Below are 18963 nucleotides of genomic sequence, written 5' to 3'. Positions count from 1 at the left end.
GCCATGGCCCTCGACTGGCTGAAATTTTTTCGCAGCGAACCCAAGAACACCGCCAACCTTGCCAAGGAGCGGCTCAAGGTGGTGGTCGCCCACCAGCGTGAGGGCCGTGGTCGCGGGCCAGAATATTTGCCGAAGCTGCGCGAGGAAATCCTCAACGTGGTGCGCAAGTACGTCGACGTGCCCGAGACCGCCGTCAACATCCAGGTGCAGAACGAAGACGGGCTGGAGGTGCTCGAAATGAACATCGCCCTGCCGGAGCAGCGGCGAAGCTGACGGCGGTGCGGCATCGCCGAATGCCGGCGTGTAGTGTTACCTTGTAACGAAATCTCACGACGCTCGCGCCGCGCATGCTGACGCTCGAATCCCTGACGCTGGCCCACCCCGGGCGCCCCCCGTTGCACTACGCCGACCGCCAATTGGCGACCGGGGCGCAGGCGGTGGTGACCGGCCCTTCCGGCAGCGGCAAGTCGTCACTGCTGCACCTGATTGCCGGCTTGCAGCGGCCTTCGGGCGGGCAGGTCACGATCGACGGCCAGCCCATCAGTGACTGGCCAGAGGCGCGCCGCGATGCTTTTCGCGGCCGACGCATCGGCATCGTGTTTCAACGGTTGCACCTGCTCGGCGCGCTCAGCCTTGCCGATAACCTGCTGCTTGCCCAACGCTGTGCCGGGCTGCCGGTGGATCGTCCGCGGGTGCGCTCGCTGCTGGACCAGTTGGGGCTGGCGGCGCTTGCCGAGGCGCGGCCGCATGCGCTGTCGGGCGGCCAGCAACAACGCGCGGCCATCGCCCGGGCGTTGGTCAACCGCCCCACACTGGTGTTGGCCGACGAGCCCACCGCCAACCTCGACGACGACAACGCCGCGGGGGTCATGGACCTGCTGCTCGCCGAGACCGCCCGCGAGGGTGCGGCGCTGCTGGTCGCCACCCACGATGCCCGCGCCCGGCTTCGGCTTGACGAACACTGGGTGCTGGCCGCATGACCACGCCGGGGCTGATCTGGGCCGCCATTCGCCACCGGCCGCTGCCGCACCTGCTGCACCTCGCGCTGATGGCGTTTGCCACCGGCCTGATCGTGTTGATGATGTTGGTCAGTCATCAATTGCAACAGCGCGCCGCGCGCGATGCGGCGGCGGTCGACATGGTCATTGGGGCGCCTGGCTCGCCGCTGCAACTTGCACTGTCGGCGATTTATCACGTCGACAACCCGACCGGAAACATCCCCCATGACGCAGCGGCGCGCTGGGCCGCACACCGGCTGGTGGCGATGGCCGTGCCCATTGCCCTGGGTGACAGTGCGATGGGCTTCCGCATCGTCGGCACCACCGCTGATTTTTTTGCGCTTTATGACGCGCAACTGGCGGATGGCCAATGGCCGGTGCGGACCATGGACGCGGTCATCGGTGCCGACGTGGCTGCGACCGGCCTGGCCACCGGTAGCCGCCTGATGGGCACCCATGGGCTGGCCGACAGCGGCGATGTCCACGACCAGCAGCCCTATCGGGTGGTCGGGCAACTGGCCGCCACCGGCACGGTGCTGGACCGATTGATCATCACCTCGCTGGAGAGCGTCTGGCAGCTTCACGGGGAGCACGCCCAAGACGCCGTGCCCGCCGATGAAGCCGATCATCACGACGAGCACGAGCACGAGCACGAGCACGAGCGCGACGAGGCGCGCGAGGCAGGCATCGCTGTCGCGCAGGTTGATCGAGACATCACCGCCATTCTCCTTCGCTACCGCTCGCCCTTGGGTGCCGCCACGCTGCCGCGCGAGGTGGCGCAAGTGCCGGGGCTGATGGCCGTCACGCCCGCGCAGGAGCTGCTGCGACTCAGGGTGCTGGCCAAAAGCGCGATTGCTGCGGCCCAAGCCTTCGCCGCCGCACTGGTGGTGCTGGCCGCGCTGAGCATGTTGGCGGCGCTCAACAGCGCGCTGGAGTCGCGCCAGTACGATTTGGCGGTGATGCGCGCACTGGGCGCCACCCGCTGGCGCGTCGTCCGTTTGCTGTGGGCCGAGGCACTGTTACTGGCGCTGGCCGGCGCGCTTTTGGGGGCGGCGCTGGCGCGCGGTCTGGGCGAGGCGCTGGGCCGTCACCTGCCCGGACAACCGATGACCGGCCTAGCCTGGGTGCCGGGTGAAGTCTGGGTGTTTGCCTTGGCGATTCTGGTGGCGACCGCCGCCGTGGTGCTGCCGGCGCTGCGGGCCTACCGCGTCGATGTGGCCGGTGTATTGTCGCGCGCATGAACAAATTTTGGCGCGTCACGACGTGGGTCGCAGGGCTCTCTTTTGCGCTTGCCGGTTGCCAGCGCGACGCTGACGCAGCGCCCGAAACGCGGCCCGCCGCAACGTCGGTCCCGGCCGAGGCGGCCCAACACAAGGCAAGCACATTGCAGATCAGCGACGCTGCCAGCGCGGGACAACTGCCCGTGCTCGAAATCCAGTCCGAGGGCGGCGAGCTGCGCGATGGCGTGCTCACCGTCGATGCCTACGAAGGTGACCGACTGTGGATGGGCGTCATCCTCGGCACAGAGGCGGGCACGCCGCTGGCGGATGAAACCGTCACTTTTTCGCCCCTCGGCAACGAGCTTTCGCCGCCGCCGCAGGTCATCGCCGCACAGCCCGAGACTGATGCCGATGGCTACATGGAATTTCAGATCATCGTTGGGGATGCCGGCACCTTTCCGGTGACCGTCAGCGCTGCGGGCGTTCGGCGCGAATTCCGCATCAACGTGATTCCCAACGATTTCGACCAGTGGTTGCAAGGGGTTTCGCGCGAGGGGCTGCTGCCGTGGAACGCGATGATGAAAACCCGGGTGACCCTGGATGACGATGACCAGATGGTCGCCGAGTTTCCCGACGACATTTCTCGGCTCGACGGCACCGTGGTTCGGCTGGCCGGGTTTATGTTGCCGCTGGAGATGACCGCCGAACAGGGGCATTTTTTGCTTTCAGCCAGCCCACCGGCGTGCTTCTTCCATGTGCCGGGCGGACCGGCAACAGTGGTCGAAGTGTTTGCCGACCAGCATCCGGTCACTGCCAGCTTCGATCCGCTGGTCATCGAGGGCCGTCTTGAACTGGTCAAGCGCAGTGAACGGGGCATCCTCTTTGCGCTGCGCGAAGCGCGCAACCGTGAAAAAAGTCCGGTTGAGCAAAATTAAATTGAACCTTCGTTGCTCAGCGTGTCGGAAGTGACGGAGTTTGCGAACTCCAGTCATTCGATTAAAGGAGTAACCGACTTATGCGTTTCCCGATCCAGAACCTTCTTACCCCGGGCGCAGTCGCTTTGGGGATGGTCTTTTCCAGTGGCGCCGCGCTTGCCGCCGCCGATGCTGAAATGACCGTGGCCCAAGCGGCGCCGCAGCAGCAGCAACAGCAGCCGCAGCAGCAGCAGCCGCAGCAACAGCAGCCGCCGCAGCAGCAGCAGCAAGCGCCGGCGACGCCGGTGTCCGATGACGAGATCGATCAGTTCATCTCTGCCGCCAACGAGATCCAGGTGTTGCACGAAGATGCTCAGAAGAAGCTTTCTGAGGCCGGCGACGAGACTCAGGCGGCTGCTATGCGTGAAGAGACCGAGCGCAGCATGCACTCGGCGATCGAAGAATCGGGCCTGACCATCCAGCGTTATCAGGAAATTTTCGTGGCCTACCAGAGTGATCCCGAGGTCAACGAAAAAGTTGCTGAGAAGATGGCTGAGTAACCCAATTGACTTGTGGACCGAAAAAACCCGCTACGGCGGGTTTTTTCATGTCTGCGGGGCGTCTTCGCGCAACACGAACTGGCGCAGGGTTTCGTGGCCGCGTGAGGCATCCAGCGGCGCCTCCACCTCGTCCAGTAGGTGCAGCACCTGACCGGCGACCGGGTCGCGGCCCTTTGCCAGGGGCTCGGTCCCCGAGCGCACCAGCCGCCACAGGCGGATCATCGAGATCTGCTCCGGGTCAATCGCCGGCAACCAGGTGTCACCCTTGGCGCCGGTTTCGGCGAGCAGCCCATGGTGGCGCAACACCGCCAGTTGCCGGTGCACATGCTCGGGCATCGCGCCAATGTCGTCGATGAGCGACTGCGTGGCCGGCGCCGGCTGACCTTTCACGAAGGCGCGGGTCACCAGCATCATGATCGTCAGTGCCACGTACTCAGCCCCGCGACTGGCGAGTTGCGGTGCGATGCGGGTGAGGCGAATGTGGCTGGGGTTCTGCAGATAAAACGCCAACTGGCAGCCGATGAGCAGGATCAACCAACCGACATACAGCCAGATCAGCAGAAACAGGAAGATGGCGAAGCCCGAATACACCGCGTTGTAGGTGCTGGTCCCGGCCACGAAACTTGCGAACGCCAGGCTTGCTGTCTGCCACAGCACTCCCGCCGTTATGCCGCCGGCGATGGCCGGCAGTGCGCGGACCCGCGTGTTGGGGATGAACATGTAAACGAAGGTGAACGCGCCAATCACCAGCACGTAGGGCAGGGCCTGTGTCAGTGACGACACCAGATAACCGAACGGCTGAATCGTGGAGACGCGCAGCACGATGTCACTGGACAGCAGCGAGGCGGTCACCCCCAGCGCCGAAAACACCAGCACCGGGCCGACGGTGATCACCGCCAGATATTCGCCGACGCGCTGCGAGAACGGCCGAGGCTGCTCCACTCGCCAGATGAAATTGAAGCTGTTTTCGATCTTCTGGATCATCGAAATGGCGGTGTAGAACAACAGCGCCACGCCCACCGATCCCAGCACGCCGACCTGAATGTTTTCGACAAAACCGATCACGCTTTCGGTGATATCTGCCGCGCGCGCACCCAGTGGCGCCAGGGCTTCGGCCAGCAACGGCTCCAACTGGTTGTGCACGCCCAGCGCCTTGAGGATGGAAAACGCCAGCGCCAGCATGGGCACCAGTGACAGCAGGGTGGTGTAGACCAGGCTCATCGCCCGCATCGTCAACTGGCCCTCCAGCAAGTCGCGTCCCAGGACCCACAGCAGGCGGCCACTGCGGGCCGCAAGCGGCGGCAGGTTCTGGCCGCTCGGCGGGTCAAAGAGTCGTGTTCTGACGCGGTCCAGAGGGTGGGGCATCGGGCGGGCCGTCATAATGGAGGTCTGACCTAGCCTAACGAACCTACTTGATGACTGCGGTCCCCGCTGTTGGCGCCGATGCACTTCACAAGGCGTTGAAAATCCATTTTGGCTTCAGCGCATTTCGTCCGGGGCAGCTCGAAATCATCAGTGACGCCATGGCCGGACGCGACGTGCTGGCGGTCATGCCCACTGGCGGCGGCAAGTCGCTGTGCTTTCAGTTGCCGGCCTTGCTGCAACCCGGGTTGACCCTGGTGGTGTCGCCGCTGATTGCGCTGATGCAGGACCAGGTGCGACTGTTGCGCGCCAACGGCATCGACGCCGGCCTGCTCAATTCGGCGCAAACCGCGGCCGAGGCCGCCGAGTGCTTTCGGGCCATTGAAGCGCAGCGTTTGAAGCTGCTGTATGTGGCGCCCGAACGGCTGTTGATGGCCGGTTTTCTGGCGCGCCTCAGCGAGATGGCGGCCATCAGCCAGGTGGTGATTGACGAGGCCCATTGCGTGTCCGACTGGGGCCACGACTTCCGTCCCGAGTACCGCCGTCTGGCCAGCGTTCGCGAGCAGTTGCCCGAGGTGCCCATCCTTGGCTTTACCGCCACCGCCACGCCCACGGTGCGCGATGACATCGTCAACCAGTTGCAGTTGCGAGACCCGGCCCGACACGTCGCCAGCTTCGACCGTCCCAATCTTTACTGGTCGGTCGAGGCCAAGGACCGCGGCAGCTACGAGCGCTTGCTGGTGCGTGCCAAGAAGGGTGGCAGCGGCATCGTTTACTGCCTGTCGCGCAAGCGCGTCGACGACATCGCCGCGCGCCTGCAGGCCGATGGCATCAGTGCCCTGCCTTACCACGCTGGGCTCAATGGTGAGCGGCGCAGTCTTAATCAAAGCGAATTCATTCGCGATGCGGCGCAGGTCATGGTGGCCACCGTCGCCTTCGGCATGGGCATCAACAAGCCTGACGTGCGCTGGGTGGTGCACTTCGACCTGCCGCGCTCTCTGGAGGCTTACTACCAGGAAGGCGGCCGCGCCGGACGCGACGGCGAGCCCGGTGATTGCGTTCTCTTTTTTAGTGCCGGGGATTTGCGCACTGCCGAGCAACTGATTCGCACCCGCGTCGATGCCGAAACCGGCGAGCCATTGGAAGCCTTGCAGGCCACTGCCCGCGCGCAGTTGCAGACCGTTGTCCACTACGCCGAAAGCCCGGACTGTCGCCGCGTGCTGCAACTGGCCTACTTTGGTGAAACCTTCAGTGCGCCGTGCGGTAACTGCGACAACTGTCTGAATCCGCCGGCGCTGGACGACGTCACCCTGGCGGCGCGGCAACTGCTGTCCACGGTGGCGCGACTCGCACAGCGCGGCCAGGCTTTCGGGGCCGGGCATGTGATCGATATTTTGCGCGGTGAGACCACCGACAAGGTGATCGCCCAGGGCCATGAGCAACTCAGCGTGTTCGGTATTGGCAGTGCGCTGGCGCCGCCGCGTTGGCGCGCATTGATCCGTCGTCTGTTGGCCGACGGGGCGCTGGCACAGAGCGCCGGTGTCTATCCGGTGCTGCAGATCACCGCCGATGCCAAGCCGCTGCTCAAGGGCGAGCGGGCCGTCACGCTGCCGCAAGTTGCGCGCAGCAGCCAGACCGCGCGCAGCGGACGACGTGCCGCCGCCGGTCCGGTGGACGATCCGTTGTTTCAGGCGCTACGGCAATTACGGTTGCGCCTGGCGCGCGAAAACGACGTGCCACCCTACGTGGTGTTCACCGACGTGACACTGCACGCGCTGGCCGAAAGGCGGCCGCTGACGCTTCAGGCATTTGCGGACATTCCAGGCGTCGGCGAGCGAAAGCTTGAGCAATGGGGCGCGATTTTCGTCGATGCGATTCGTGATTTTCACGATTCGTAAGGCCTGGTTGACAACGGCAGCGCCGTTCAGGACACGTGAAAAAATGCTGCACTTTGCACACCTTCTCGATTCGGCTTGACATTGCTGCACTGCATCATTATCGTGCCCTGACTGATTGTTGCAGTGCACCATGACGACGGTCTTTAGATCCCTCGACATGGCGTCCCCCCGTTTCTATTTTGGAGTTGTCCCATGAATGTTGAATCCATCGTCAATGACGTCAAAGGCCGTGTTGAACCCATCGTGGCGCGCGGGCAGGACGTCGTGTTTTCCGGTTTTGAAGTGCTGAAGTCGGCCAACGGCATCGTCGTTGACGGTTTCAACGGCGTTTACAAGGCCAATTACGAAGCGGGCAAGTCGCTGTTTGGCGCCGCCCAGACCAGCTTCCAGAAGGTCAAGACCGACGGCATCAAGGCCGTGGCGTCCAACCCGGTTGCCTACTTGCCCGAAGGCAAGGACACCGTCGTCAGCGCCTTCAACACCAGCGTTGACGTGTTCGTGAAGACCGGTGATGACCTGGTCAAGACCATGAAGCAGGGCGTTGAAACCCTGTCGGCGAAGATCAAGGGTGAGCCGGTGATCGTTGCCAAGGCCAAGAAGACCGCCACCAGCGCCCGCAAGAGCGCCAAGAGCACCGCCAGCAAGGTCGAGAAGAAGGTCAGCAAGACCGCTTCCAAGGCCGGAAAGGCCGCTGACGATCTGATTGGCTGAGTCAATTTGTCGGCTGATCGCCCCGGTTATGTCGGCCGGTGAAACACAAAAAAGGCGCCGTTATCCGGCGCCTTTTTTTGTGCCTGCAGTCTCAGGATTTCTTCTTGACCGTGCGGGGTTTGCGCGCCGTGCCGCCGCTTGATGTCGGTTTGCGCGACTTTGGCTTGGCGGCTTCGGCTTTGGGCGTGGCTTCGTTGCCTTCGGCGGGACGCACCCGGTTCATGAACGTACTGAAGCCCTTGCCCGGCGCCTTGCGCAGATTGTCGAAGTTGGCTTTGACAAAGCCGCTGGCGTCGAAGTCGCCCGACGCGCTGCTGGCGGCGCCCATCTTGTCGCGCAGAAAATCGATCAGGTCATCCTGCAGGCCGCCGACATCGGGCAGGCCGAGGAAGCGCCGCAACTCTTCGGGTGTCAAAGACACTTCAACCTTGATTTCCATCTTCGTCTCCGCACTGGACTGGTTCTGCGGGCGGTTATAGCACGCGTCTAATTCGCGGTTAGACGTGCCTCGGCTTCGCGGTAGCGTGCCCCGGTCCGGGCGATGACCTCGTCCGGCAACTGCGGGCCCGGCGGGGTTTTGTCCCAGTCCAGGGTTTCGAGATGATCACGGACGATCTGCTTGTCGAAGCTGGGGGGCGAGCGACCCGGCGCATAACTTTCGGCGTCCCAGAAGCGGCTGGAGTCGGGCGTCAGCGCCTCGTCTATCAGGTGCAGCGTGCCTTGCGCGTCAACACCAAACTCGAATTTGGTGTCGGCAATGATCAGGCCGCGCGGCAGGGCATAAGCGGCGGCCTCGCGATAAAGCCGCAGGGTGATGTCGCGCAATTCGGCAGCGCGCTGGGCACCCAGGCGCGCGGTCACGGCGGCGAAGTCGATGTTCTCGTCGTGATCGCCCACGGCCGCCTTGTTTGCCGGGGTGAAAATGGGTTCGGGCAGGCGGTCGGCCAGTTGCAGCCCGGCAGGCAAACGTACGCCGCAGACAGCGCCGCTGGCCTGGTAGTCCTTCCAGCCGGAGCCAATCAGGTAACCGCGCGCCACGCACTCGACCGGCAGTGCTTGCAGTTTCTTCACGATCACCGCGCGGCCCTTCACCTGGGCCACTTCATCGGCCGTCAGCCAGTCTTCGAGCCGCATGTCGGGGGCGAGCTGGTTGGAGATGACCGATGCGAAGCGGTCCATCCAGAACTGCGTGAGCCGGGTCAGCACGCCGCCCTTACCGGGAATCGGTTGCGGCAGCACCACGTCGAACGCCGACAGCCGGTCTGATGTGACGATGAGCAGGTGCTCGCCGCCCACGGCGAAAATGTCGCGCACCTTGCCGCGGTGCACATGCGGCAGCGAGGTCAACTGGGCTTCAAACAGGGCGGTTTCGGTCATGGACGGTGCGGCGCGGCGGGCGATTCACGGTGGGGCGCGCAGTGTGCGCACGGCCGATCAGGGCGTCAAAGCCCTTACACTAGCCAGCCTTCATTCCAGCGTTGTTCTGCCATGCCGCGTCAAGCCCCCGTCATTGCCCCCAGCATCCTGTCTGCCGACCTTGCCCGCCTGGGTGACGACGTTGCCGCCGTCCTCAAAGCGGGTGCCGACTGGGTGCATTTTGACGTCATGGACAACCATTACGTCCCCAACCTGACCTTCGGCCCCGACATCTGCAAGGCGCTGCGCAACTACGGCATCACCGCGCCGATTGACGTGCACTTGATGATTGAGCCGGTCGACGCGCTGGCGCAGGGATTTGCCAAGGCGGGCGCGACGCTGATCAGCTTTCACCCCGAAGCCACGCGGCATGTTGACCGTAGCCTGCAGGCGATTCGTGATGCCGGTTGCCAGACCGGACTGGTGTTCAACCCCGCCACGCCGCTTTCGGTGCTGCGCTACGTGATCGACAAAGTCGATCTGGTACTGCTGATGAGCGTCAACCCCGGTTTTGGCGGACAGTCGTTCATTCCCGCGACGCTGGACAAGTTGCACGAAGCGCGCGCGCTGATCGACGCATCCGGCCGGGCCATTCGCCTGGAGATTGACGGCGGCGTGAAGGTCGACAACATCGCCGAGATTGCCGCCGCCGGGGCCGATACCTTCGTCGCAGGCTCGGCCATCTTCAGCAAGCCGGACTACGCCAGCACCATCAGCGCCATGCGGGCGGCCATCGATGGCGCCGTCCGCAACTGAGTCCCAGGGGATGCGACCGCCGTTTTCGCGGGAGTTGCCGGGTGATCTCGAAACCCCGGTCAGCGCCTACATCAAGCTCGGCAACCGGCCTTTCAGCTACCTGCTCGAATCGATGCAGGGTGGCGAGCGTTGGGGGCGCTATTCGTTCATCGGCCTGCCGTGTCGCAGCCTGATACGGGTGTTCGGCGATCGGGTGATCTGCACGGAAGACGAGGTGATCACCGCCGACCTGATTGTCGACGACCCCATTGCCTGGTTAAAGAATCACACCGGCGGCGTGGTCACCACCCGTAAGACCGCCGGGCCGCGCTTTGCGGGCGGCTGGGTGGGCTATTTCGGTTATGACTGCGTGCGCTACTTCGAGCCGCGCCTGCGCCCGAGTTGCCCGCCCGACACCTTGGGCACGCCCGACATTCTGCTGATGCGCTCCGACGAGCTGGTCATGTTCGACAGCCTGCGCGGCACGCTCACCCTGCTCGTCCACGCCATCGACGAGGCGTCGGCAACGGGGAGGCTCGACGCCATCGAGGCGCAGTTGGCGCAACCGGTGCCAACCCTGCCGACCTTGCGTGTTGACCCGCCGCAGTTCACCTCGGGCTTCGGCGCGGATGCCTTCCGCGCAGCGGTCGCGAAAATCCAGGACTACATCGCCGCAGGTGACTGCATGCAGGTGGTGCCGTCGCAGCGCATGAGCGCGCCATTTTCCGCCGAGCCGCTGGCGCTGTACCGCGCCATTCGCCGGCTCAATCCCAGCCCGTATCTGTTCTGTCTGCACTTGAGTGATCACCACGTGATCGGCTCCAGCCCGGAGATTCTGGTGCGCGTCGAAGACGGCGAAGCCACCGTGCGGCCGCTGGCGGGCACCCGTCCGCGCGGCGCCACGCCCGAGGCCGATGCAGCGCTGGCCGCCGAATTGCTCGCTGACCCTAAAGAGCTCGCCGAGCATCTGATGCTGATCGATCTGGGCCGCAATGACGTGGGCCGTGTGGCGGAAACCGGCGCGGTGCGGCTCACCGAGAAAATGGTCATCGAGCGTTACAGCCACGTCATGCATATCGTCAGCAACGTGGTGGGCACGCTGAAGGCCGGCACCCACGCGCTGGACGTGCTGGCGGCCTCTTTCCCGGCCGGCACGCTATCGGGCGCGCCCAAGGTGCGGGCAATGGAAATCATCGACGAGGTCGAGCCGGTCAAGCGCGGCATCTACGGCGGCGCGGTGGGCTATCTGGGCTTCGACGGCGACATGGACGTGGCCATTGCCATCCGCACGGCGTTGATCAAGGACGGTCAGGTGCACATCCAGGCCGGTGCCGGCATCGTCGCCGACTCCGACCCCGAGTCCGAATGGCAGGAAACCCTGGCCAAGGCGCGCGCGATGATTCGGGCAGTGGAGCTCGCGCACGGCGCCTGACGCCATTTTGGCAACAGTGGTACGCTGCTTTCCGGAATTGTTGAGATGCCGCCATGGGGATCGAAGCCACAAAACAGGAACGCATTGCCGCACGCGTGCCGCCCGAAGTCTACGAAACCTTGAACCGCGCAGCCGGGCTGACGGGCGCAACGGTGAACCAGTTCCTGGTGCAGTCGGCGCTGAAGGAAGCGCAGGCGGTGATCGAGCGCGAGCAAACAATCCGGCTGTCGCGGCGTGATTGCGAGCGTCTGCTTGCCTTGCTCGACACACCGCCGAAGCCCAATGCCAAGCTCAAGGCCGCCATGAAGCGCTATCAGCAGACCAAGCGCACCGATGCTCAGGGACCGAATGCTGATCGTTCCTTTAGCTGGCAGCCATGACCGGCAAGGGTTCGACTGCGGTCGCCCTGAACTGAACGACTGGCTGCAGCGTGTTGCCCGGCAGCACCAAGGCAAGGGCCTGTCCAAGACGTTCGTCGCTGTCCTTGACCATCAGGTGGCGCTGATCTGCGCCTACTACGCACTGACGCTCACCGAGGTCGATACGCAGTCGCTAAGCGAGTCGCGACGCAAAAAGCTGCCCCGATTCATCCCTGGGGTGCGGCTCGGTCGTCTGGCAGTGGACCGGCGTTACCAGGGCAAGCGGCTCGGCGAACTGCTGTTGATGGATGCCCTCGAGCGGGTCCGGCAGATTCACGAGCACGCAGGTGTGGTCGGGCTGTTTGTCGACGCCATTGACGCGCAGGCCGCGCGGTTTTACGCGCGCTATGGGTTCGAGGCATTTGTCGACGAGCCTTTGAAGCTTTTTCTGCCCGTGAAATGACGCCGTCGTGCGTTCCCGACGCGAGCCGGCCCTCTTCTGAAATCAAAGCGTTGTAGGCTCAAGGCCACGAGCGCCGGACCTGCAAATATCGGCGCCGGACCCAACGTGCAAGGAGACTGCAATGGCCGATGACCCGAAGCCCACCATTTCCATGGCCGAGCTGCTCAAGGACAGCCCGATGAACTGGGGCAAGTGGGGCGATGACGACGAGGTGGGCGCGCTCAATTACCTCGACCCCGCCCAGGTGCTGCGCGGCGTCGCGGCGGTGAAAAGCGGCAAGACCTTTACCCTGCAGATTCCGGTCAATCACCCTGGCGGCGATCCGGTGTGGCCAGGCCGCAAGGAGGCGCAGAAGTTCAACGTGATGGACCGCGGCCACTTCGCCTGCAACAAGGGGCCGCACTTTCCCGGCGCGCTGGAATATTCCGATGACGTGGTGCTGATGTACTTGCAAGGCTCGACCCAGTACGACGCGCTGGGCCATGTCTGGTACGGCGACCAGCTGTGGAACGGTTATGACGCCGCGACCACGGCGGGCTCCATGACCAAGGCCGACGTGTTTCCCATTGCCCAGCGCGGCGTGGTCGGGCGCGGCGTGCTGATCGACATGGCGCGCCATCGCGGCAAGGACGTGCTCGACAAGGGCGAAACCTTTACCCATGAAGACCTGCTGGCCGCCGCCGAAGCGCAGGGCACACGCATCGAAAAGCGCGACATCCTCATCATCCGCACCGGCTGGATCGGCTCGTTCTACCGCCGCGAGAAGGAGGAGTTTTACAAGGATTTTCTGGAGCCCGGCCTCACCTACAGCCCCGAGCTGGTGAACTGGTTCAACGACATGGAGATTCCGAATCTCGTCACCGACACCATCGCCAACGAAGTGACCTTTGACCCGGTGCACGGCGTCGCGCTGCCGCTGCACTGCGCGCTGATGCGCAACCTCGGCATCACCCTGACCGAGATTGCCGAACTTGATCCGCTGGCCGACGACTGCGCGGCTGATCGGCAATACACCTTTCTCTACACCGCCGCGCCGCTGAAGGTGGTGGGGGGCAGTGGCGCGCCGGTGAATCCGGTGGTGATCAAGTAGCCGATCCCGCAACAATTTTTGGCCCGAGGCCCAAGCTATGACGCGCATCCCCCGCGATAAAGACAATGATTATTCGGCTGAAGCGGCTGCCAGCCGGCGCGCGTTTCTCACCGAGCAGACCGGCGCTGCACTGACCCACACGGCGCGCTTCAGCGTCGATCCAGACGCGCTGCGCGGCAACATCGAAAACTTCATTGGCGTGTGCCAGATTCCGCTGGGCATCGCCGGGCCGGTTAAGGTCAACGGTGAGCACGCGAGCGGTGAGTTTTACGTGCCCATGACCACTACCGAAGGCACGCTGGTGGCCAGCTACAACCGAGGGATGCGGGTCACGCGCGAGGCGGGCGGCATCACCGTGAGTGTGGTGGATGACCACATGCAGCGCGCGCCGGTGTTCATCTTTGCCAATGCCCGCGAGGCGCGGCAGTTCGGGCTGTGGCTCACCGACAACCTTGACGGTGTTCGCAAGGCTGCCGAAGCGACGACCCGGGTCGGCAAGCTGGACTTCATTCAGCAGTTCGCCGCCGCGCGCTTTCTGTATCTGCGCTTCAACTATGCAACCGGCGATGCCGCCGGCCAGAACATGTGTGGCCGCGCCACGCGCGAGGCCTGTTTGTGGATCGCCGCGAACTACCCCGGCGCGCTGGAGCGGTGGGTGCTGTCGGGCAACATGGACACCGACAAGAAGCACAGCCAGCTCAATACCCTGCACAGTCGCGGCAAGCGGGTGATTGCCGAATGCGTGATCCCCGACGCGCTGCTGCGCGAGCGCCTGCATGTCAGTGCCGAGGCGTTCTTCCGCCAGCGCGGCATTTCCAACATCGGCGCGATGATGGCCGGCTCCAGCAACAACGGCAGCCACGCCGCCAACGGCATCGCTGCGGTGTTCATCGCCACCGGGCAGGACGAGGCCAATGTCGCCGAATCGCAAAGCGCCATCGTCCACAGCGAACTCACCGAGCAGGGCGATCTGTACTACAGCATCACCCTGCCCAGCCTCATCGTCGCCAGCTACGGCGGCGGCACCGGGCTGCCAACCCAGCGTGAGTGCCTGGAGATCATGGGCTGTCACGGTCAGGGCAAGGCGCGCAAGCTGGCCGAGATCATCGGCGCCACGGTGCTCTGCGGCGAACTGAGCCTGGGCGCGGCGGTGATCGCCGACGAGTGGGTGAGTTCGCATGAACAGTACGGGCGCAATCGTTGATCGACGCTATGACGTCACAACGCTACAGTATTGAGTCAATCGTTGGAGCCCCACCATGACCACCGCCACCCGCGCCACCATCTATTTCGAGCCTGAACTGCACCGGGCATTGCGGCTCAAGGCGGCGCTCACCCACCGCTCGGCGTCCGAGATTGTCAACGAAGCCTTGAAGCAGGCGCTCAGCGAGGACCACGAAGACCTCGCCGCCTTTGAGGTGCGGGAGGCCGAGCCGACACTGAGCTACGAGGCCCTGCTGAAAGACCTCAAGGCCAATGGCGCGATATAGCCTTGTCTTCAAGCAATCGGTGGCCAAGGACTTGCGGGTCATTCCCGCCGCCGATGTGCGCCGCATTCTTGACGGCATCAATGCCTTGGCAGACGACCCGCGCCCACCGGGTAGCGAAAAGCTTTCGGGGCAATCCCGCTACCGCCTGCGCCAGGGTGTGTATCGCATTCTCTACAGCATCGAAGCCGAGGTACTGGTCGTGACCGTGGTGAAGGTGGCGCATCGGCGCGAGGCGTATCGATGACCGAGATGACCGCGCCGCGCTACCGCATGGCCCAGCTGGAGGCGCTCACCGGCGTCGGCCGCGAGGCCATTCGCTTCTACATTCGTGAGGGCCTGCTGCCGGAGCCTGAGCGCACTTCGAAAACTGCCGCCTGGTATTCGGATGAGCATGTCCGGCTGCTGCACACCATTCGACGGCTTAAAGAAGATGAGATGCTGCCGCTGAGCGCCATTCGCGCCGTGCTGCACGATGTGGAAAGCCGTCCTTTCACCGAACGGCAGCGGCAGTTACTGGCCCGCATGCGGCAGCGCTTTGTGTTGGACCGACGTCCGCTGGGGGTGTCGCGCGTGCGATTAAAGCTGGCTGACCTGCTGGGTCTGAGCGAAGACGACCTGCGCCAGGCCGAAGCGGTGGGGTTTATCCGGGCCGATGCGGAGGTGTTGGCCGAAGACGAGGAGCGCCTATTGATGTTGTGGGCCGAAATGCGCGATGCGGGGTTGACGGCCGAGCGCGGCATCGGCCCCCAGGACCTCGGTTTCATCACCGTCGCCGCCGAGCAGCTGTTCGCGGGTGAGCTGAACATTTTTGCCGAGCGCATGCACGACCTCAGCGATGCCGAAACCGACGCCCTGCTCAAGGTGATCATTCCCAACATCAATCGAATGGTCAGCATTCTGCACCTGCGACGGGTGCGCACTTTCGTCGCGCCCTTCAGCGAGTCCGGGCCGTCGCTGGAATGACGCCCAATTTTCGCCACGCCCGAATGTCGGGCGCTGGCGTTACCCTCAAACCACAACCAGTACGAGGAGAGCGTGATGTCAAAGATTTCTGGCGGGTGCCTGTGTGGCGCCGTTCGCTACAGCGCTGACGTTGAGCCGGTGATGAGCGGCGTGTGCCACTGCCGAAACTGTCAGCGACAAAGTGGTTCAGCGTTTTCAATTCTGGTTGGCATCCCCAAGGGCGCACTTCGCTTTGAAGGCGATGAGTTGACGGTGTACCTGGATCAGGGTGAGAGCGGCCAGCCGGTGCTGCGCAAGTTCTGTGGTCGCTGCGGATCGCCCATTTTGTCTGACGTGGCGTCCAGCCCGGATCTGGACTGGATCAAGGCCGGTACGCTCGACGACCCGTCAGGATTCAAGCCCGATGTGCACCTGTGGTGCGACAGCCGGCAGCCTTGGGTTGAAGTGCCGGCCGACGCGGTCCAGTTGCCGCGCAATCCACCCGCCTGAACATCTCGTCGAAGGTTGCACCTCGCCAGCCGGCTTGGTCGCTTGCCCTGATCTTGGCGCTGACCTTGACGCTGGCGGCCTGCTCGTCCGGTCATCCCGGCACCCACGGGCCCGCCGTAGCGCCGGCGCCGGTGATGCGGGTCGACTTCAACCAGTCCCCGCTTGGGCCGTATTCGGCTGCCGAGCTGGCGGCGGACTGGGGCGCGCCGCTGTGGGCGGCACTGCACGATCGGGTCGTCATTGAGACGCCACGGGGCGCCAGCGGGCGGGTGATGAGGGTGGCTTATCCGCAAGGCGCTGTCGGACCCGCGCAGGGCGGCGCCCAGTTTGTCGTGCCGCTGCCGCCGTCGGACGAGTTGTGGCTGCGTTACCGGGTGAAGTTTGCCGAGGGGTTCGACTTTCGTCGTGGCGGCAAGCTGCCAGGCCTCAACAGCGGGCGCGGGCACTACTCGGGCGGCCATTTACCGGTCAATGGTGATGGCTGGAGCGCGCGCTTGGTCTGGACCGAAGGCGGCCAGCTCAACCTTTACGTGTACTCGGTCGACATTGAAGGGCCGTGGGGCGAGGTGCGGTCACTGGGCCCGACAGCGGTGGCACGGCCGGGGCAGTGGCACACCGTCATTCAGCAGGTTCGCCTCAATCGCCCGGGTCAGTCCGACGGTTTGCTGGCGGTCTGGGTTGACGGACAACTGGGTTACTCACAGGACAATCGGCGCTGGCGCTCCGGCGAGCAGGGGCGGATTGATTCGCTGTTCTTTTCGACCTTCCACGGGGGGCAGGGTGCTGACTGGGCGCCGCGTCATGACAGCCATGCCGAGTTCGATGATTTCTCGGTGAGCCGCGCACGGCTGCCGGACGATTGATGCGGCCCCCGTAGCGTTTCATTTTGTGGCCGACGCGATCAATGTGAAGCGCTCCTGCAATGCGCACCCTGTGCGGCAGCAACAGCGTGTCTGCCTCGACAGTAAAAAACCCCGCCTGGGTCAACCCAGGCGGGGTTTTTCAAGTTGGGCTTCAGCAGCGGCCCTTCTTGCCTTGCCCAGGCGGACAGAAGCCGCCGCTGTAGCGGTGGTTGTCGTAACGGTGATTGCCGTGATGACGGTAATCGCCCCGGCGGCCATCGTGGCGGCGATAGTCGCGGTCGTAATCGGCGTAGCGATAACGGTCATTGCGACTGTAGCGGTCATTGCGGTCATCGCGATCATTGTCACGATTGGCAATGACCGCACCGGCGGCGCCACCGACGCCGGCCCCAATGATGGCCCCGGTCGACCCGCCGACCTGGTTGCCGATGACGGCGCCGAGCACGCCGCCCAGGCCGCCGCCAATGGCCGCTTCAGTGTCACTGGCGGTGGCCGTGCCGGTGCCCAAACCCATCAACAGCGCTGCGGTAAAGAGCATCTTTTTCATGACCATCACTCCTGTGTGAGAGGACGCCAAGATGTGGCGTTGTGCGTGACCAATGGCTGAACCGATCCACAAGCTTGGAGACCTTTGTCACAGCCGCGTCCAGCGCAGGCTTAAGGGCTCAACAGGACCGGCCTGCCGCCACTCCAGACGACCACGCCCACTGAAAGTTGTAGCCCCCCAGATGGCCGGTCACGTCAACGACCTCGCCAATGAAATAAAGGTTTGGCACGCGCCGCGAAGCCATGGTCTGTGACGACAGTTCGGCCGTATCGACGCCGCCCAGCGTGACCTCGGCGGTGCGATAGCCCTCGGTGCCGCTGGCGTTGATCGGATAGCGGTTGAGCACCTGCCCAACGCCGCGCAACTGTTTTTCGGTGAGTGTCTGCAAGGTGTCGGTCCAGCCCTGCTGCTGGCAGAGCGTCTGCGCCAACCGCTTGGGCAGGACGTCGGCCAGCCAGCCGGGCAGTCGCGTGGCCGGCCCGTCCACTTTGGCGGCCAACAGCATCGCGGCCGCATCGCGGCCCGGCATCAGGTCCAGCCACAGGCGTTCGCCAGGCTGCCAGTACGACGAAATCTGCAGGATGGCCGGGCCGCTCAGGCCGCGGTGGGTGAACAGCGCCGCCGAGTCAAAGCGCTGCCCGTCCACTTCGGCGGCGGCGGGCAGAGCGACGCCGGCCAGGCCGTCGATGTCATCCAGCGGGCGGCCACTGAGGGTCAGTGGCACGAGGCCCGCGCGGGTGGGCAGCACCCGGTGGCCGAACTGCTCGGCCAGGGCGTAGCCGAATCCGGTGGCCCCCATTTTCGGGATCGACAGACCGCCGCAGGCGACCACCAGCGCTGGTGCACGGTGGGCCTCGATACCGCATCGGACTTCGAAGCCGAGGGCGTCGTGGCGCACTTCGTCAATCTTGGCGTCGGTCAGAATCTCGACGCCGGCCTCATGACAGTCGTCGAGCAACATCTGCACGATCTGCTTTGACGACACATCGCAGAACAGCTGGCCGTCGCCCTTTTCGTGGTAAGCGATGCCGTGTCGTTCGACGCGGGCGATGAAGTCCCACGACGTAAAGCGCGCCAGCGCCGACTTGGCAAAGTGCGGGTTGGCCGACAGAAAATGCGCGGGGCGCACGTCATAGTTGGTGAAGTTGCAGCGGCCGCCGCCCGACATGAGGATTTTCTTGCCGACCCGGTTGGCGTGCTCGATCACCCTCACGCGTCGTCCCCGGCGACCGGCCTCGATGGCGCACATGAGACCCGCCGCACCGCCGCCAATGATCACGACATCGGGGTTCACGGCTGCCGCGCCCCGCTTTTCGGGCCAGCGTGGTGTTTCGGGTTGTCCATGGTGATGGTCGGCAAGGGTGCGGCGCGGAGTTTACGGCAGCCTGCGCGTCGCCTTTCGTCCCGACATGAAAGCCATTCGTCGTGCCAGAGCGCCTGCGGCACCCGGTTG

The 18963-nt window shown here is 64.4% G+C and carries 23 protein-coding genes; 18 read left to right on the top strand and 5 right to left on the bottom strand.

Annotation, left to right across the window (positions count from 1 at the left end):
• Positions 1-3: 3 nt before the first annotated feature.
• The 5 genes from minE to U741_RS0101230 all read left to right on the top strand — a co-directional run bounded on the left by minE (position 4) and on the right by U741_RS0101230 (position 3692).
• Entirely contained in the window at positions 4-273 is a 270-nt protein-coding gene (minE, locus tag U741_RS0101255; RefSeq protein WP_029888682.1) for a cell division topological specificity factor MinE, read from the top strand.
• 74 nt (positions 274-347) lie between these two features.
• Positions 348-980 (top strand): ABC transporter ATP-binding protein, encoded by a 633-nt coding sequence (locus U741_RS0101250; RefSeq protein ID WP_029888681.1) that lies wholly within the window; start codon positions 348-350, stop codon positions 978-980.
• A complete protein-coding gene (locus U741_RS0101245) occupies positions 977-2239 on the top strand; it encodes an FtsX-like permease family protein (RefSeq protein WP_029888680.1) in 1263 nt (420 codons plus the stop codon). Before U741_RS0101250 ends, U741_RS0101245 begins: the two co-directional genes overlap by 4 nt.
• On the top strand, positions 2236-3153 hold the full coding sequence (locus tag U741_RS0101240; protein WP_029888679.1) for a DUF3299 domain-containing protein: 918 nt from the start codon (positions 2236-2238) through the stop codon (positions 3151-3153). Before U741_RS0101245 ends, U741_RS0101240 begins: the two co-directional genes overlap by 4 nt.
• Before the next feature lie 80 nt (positions 3154-3233).
• Complete coding sequence (locus U741_RS0101230; protein WP_152551453.1) at positions 3234-3692, top strand: DUF4168 domain-containing protein; 459 nt, start codon at positions 3234-3236, stop codon at positions 3690-3692.
• Positions 3693-3737: 45 nt separating this feature from the next.
• Here the strand turns inward: U741_RS0101230 and U741_RS0101225 are convergent, their stop codons facing one another.
• The gene (locus U741_RS0101225) at positions 3738-5057 is read right to left on the bottom strand and encodes a YihY/virulence factor BrkB family protein (protein ID WP_029888677.1); all 1320 of its coding nucleotides are present in this window, start codon (positions 5055-5057) and stop codon (positions 3738-3740) included.
• A 50-nt stretch (positions 5058-5107) separates the two neighbouring features.
• Here U741_RS0101225 and recQ point away from each other — a divergent pair, with 50 nt between their 5' ends.
• On the top strand, positions 5108-6952 hold the full coding sequence (gene recQ, locus U741_RS0101220) for a DNA helicase RecQ (RefSeq protein WP_029888676.1): 1845 nt from the start codon (positions 5108-5110) through the stop codon (positions 6950-6952).
• Between the two features lie 192 nt (positions 6953-7144).
• Entirely contained in the window at positions 7145-7663 is a 519-nt protein-coding gene (locus U741_RS0101215; protein WP_084154590.1) for a hypothetical protein, read from the top strand.
• A gap of 91 nt (positions 7664-7754) precedes the next feature.
• On the opposite strand, the gene U741_RS17520 is transcribed toward U741_RS0101215, so the two are convergent.
• A complete protein-coding gene (locus U741_RS17520; RefSeq protein WP_043110156.1) occupies positions 7755-8102 on the bottom strand; it encodes a DUF6489 family protein in 348 nt (115 codons plus the stop codon).
• 47 nt (positions 8103-8149) lie between these two features.
• Positions 8150-9040 carry a phosphoribosylaminoimidazolesuccinocarboxamide synthase gene (locus tag U741_RS0101205; RefSeq protein WP_029888674.1) on the bottom strand — a complete coding sequence of 297 codons (891 nt, stop codon included), beginning with the start codon at positions 9038-9040 and terminating at the stop codon, positions 8150-8152.
• 111 nt (positions 9041-9151) lie between these two features.
• Here U741_RS0101205 and rpe point away from each other — a divergent pair, with 111 nt between their 5' ends.
• The 11 genes from rpe (at position 9152) to U741_RS0101150 (ending at position 16963) form a co-directional block, all read left to right on the top strand.
• On the top strand, positions 9152-9835 hold the full coding sequence (rpe, locus tag U741_RS0101200; RefSeq protein ID WP_029888673.1) for a ribulose-phosphate 3-epimerase: 684 nt from the start codon (positions 9152-9154) through the stop codon (positions 9833-9835).
• 10 nt (positions 9836-9845) lie between these two features.
• A complete protein-coding gene (trpE, locus tag U741_RS0101195) occupies positions 9846-11246 on the top strand; it encodes an anthranilate synthase component I (protein WP_200872654.1) in 1401 nt (466 codons plus the stop codon).
• 53 nt (positions 11247-11299) lie between these two features.
• Positions 11300-11626, top strand: coding sequence for a type II toxin-antitoxin system TacA family antitoxin (locus U741_RS0101190; RefSeq protein WP_029888671.1), 327 nt, complete (start codon positions 11300-11302; stop codon positions 11624-11626).
• The gene (locus U741_RS0101185) at positions 11595-12068 is read left to right on the top strand and encodes a GNAT family N-acetyltransferase (RefSeq protein ID WP_029888670.1); all 474 of its coding nucleotides are present in this window, start codon (positions 11595-11597) and stop codon (positions 12066-12068) included. Before U741_RS0101190 ends, U741_RS0101185 begins: the two co-directional genes overlap by 32 nt.
• 121 nt (positions 12069-12189) lie before the next feature.
• On the top strand, positions 12190-13158 hold the full coding sequence (locus U741_RS0101180; RefSeq protein WP_029888669.1) for a cyclase family protein: 969 nt from the start codon (positions 12190-12192) through the stop codon (positions 13156-13158).
• Positions 13159-13195: 37 nt separating this feature from the next.
• The gene (locus tag U741_RS0101175; RefSeq protein WP_029888668.1) at positions 13196-14362 is read left to right on the top strand and encodes a hydroxymethylglutaryl-CoA reductase; all 1167 of its coding nucleotides are present in this window, start codon (positions 13196-13198) and stop codon (positions 14360-14362) included.
• A gap of 55 nt (positions 14363-14417) precedes the next feature.
• On the top strand, positions 14418-14648 hold the full coding sequence (locus U741_RS0101170; protein ID WP_029888667.1) for an RH3 domain-containing protein: 231 nt from the start codon (positions 14418-14420) through the stop codon (positions 14646-14648).
• Positions 14635-14892: a type II toxin-antitoxin system RelE family toxin gene (locus U741_RS0101165; protein ID WP_029888666.1), complete on the top strand. Its 258-nt coding sequence runs from the start codon at positions 14635-14637 to the stop codon at positions 14890-14892. The genes U741_RS0101170 and U741_RS0101165 overlap by 14 nt, the downstream gene beginning before the upstream one ends.
• Entirely contained in the window at positions 14889-15611 is a 723-nt protein-coding gene (locus U741_RS18130) for a MerR family transcriptional regulator (protein WP_029888665.1), read from the top strand. The genes U741_RS0101165 and U741_RS18130 overlap by 4 nt, the downstream gene beginning before the upstream one ends.
• 75 nt (positions 15612-15686) lie before the next feature.
• A complete protein-coding gene (locus U741_RS0101155; protein WP_029888664.1) occupies positions 15687-16100 on the top strand; it encodes a GFA family protein in 414 nt (137 codons plus the stop codon).
• Between the two features lie 53 nt (positions 16101-16153).
• Positions 16154-16963, top strand: coding sequence for a polysaccharide lyase (locus U741_RS0101150; RefSeq protein WP_052378379.1), 810 nt, complete (start codon positions 16154-16156; stop codon positions 16961-16963).
• 151 nt (positions 16964-17114) lie between these two features.
• On the opposite strand, the gene U741_RS19830 is transcribed toward U741_RS0101150, so the two are convergent.
• Both U741_RS19830 and U741_RS0101140 read right to left on the bottom strand, forming a co-directional pair.
• Positions 17115-17510: a YMGG-like glycine zipper-containing protein gene (locus U741_RS19830; RefSeq protein WP_268844372.1), complete on the bottom strand. Its 396-nt coding sequence runs from the start codon at positions 17508-17510 to the stop codon at positions 17115-17117.
• Between the two features lie 118 nt (positions 17511-17628).
• Positions 17629-18759: a BaiN/RdsA family NAD(P)/FAD-dependent oxidoreductase gene (locus U741_RS0101140; RefSeq protein WP_052378378.1), complete on the bottom strand. Its 1131-nt coding sequence runs from the start codon at positions 18757-18759 to the stop codon at positions 17629-17631.
• Positions 18760-18963: the final 204 nt, after the last annotated feature.

The sequence above is a fragment of the Polycyclovorans algicola TG408 genome, from assembly GCF_000711245.1.
Classification (GTDB): domain Bacteria; phylum Pseudomonadota; class Gammaproteobacteria; order Nevskiales; family Nevskiaceae; genus Polycyclovorans; species Polycyclovorans algicola.
The sequence above is the reverse complement of the archived record's forward strand: the minus strand, read 5'-3'. Positions and strand labels throughout refer to the sequence as shown.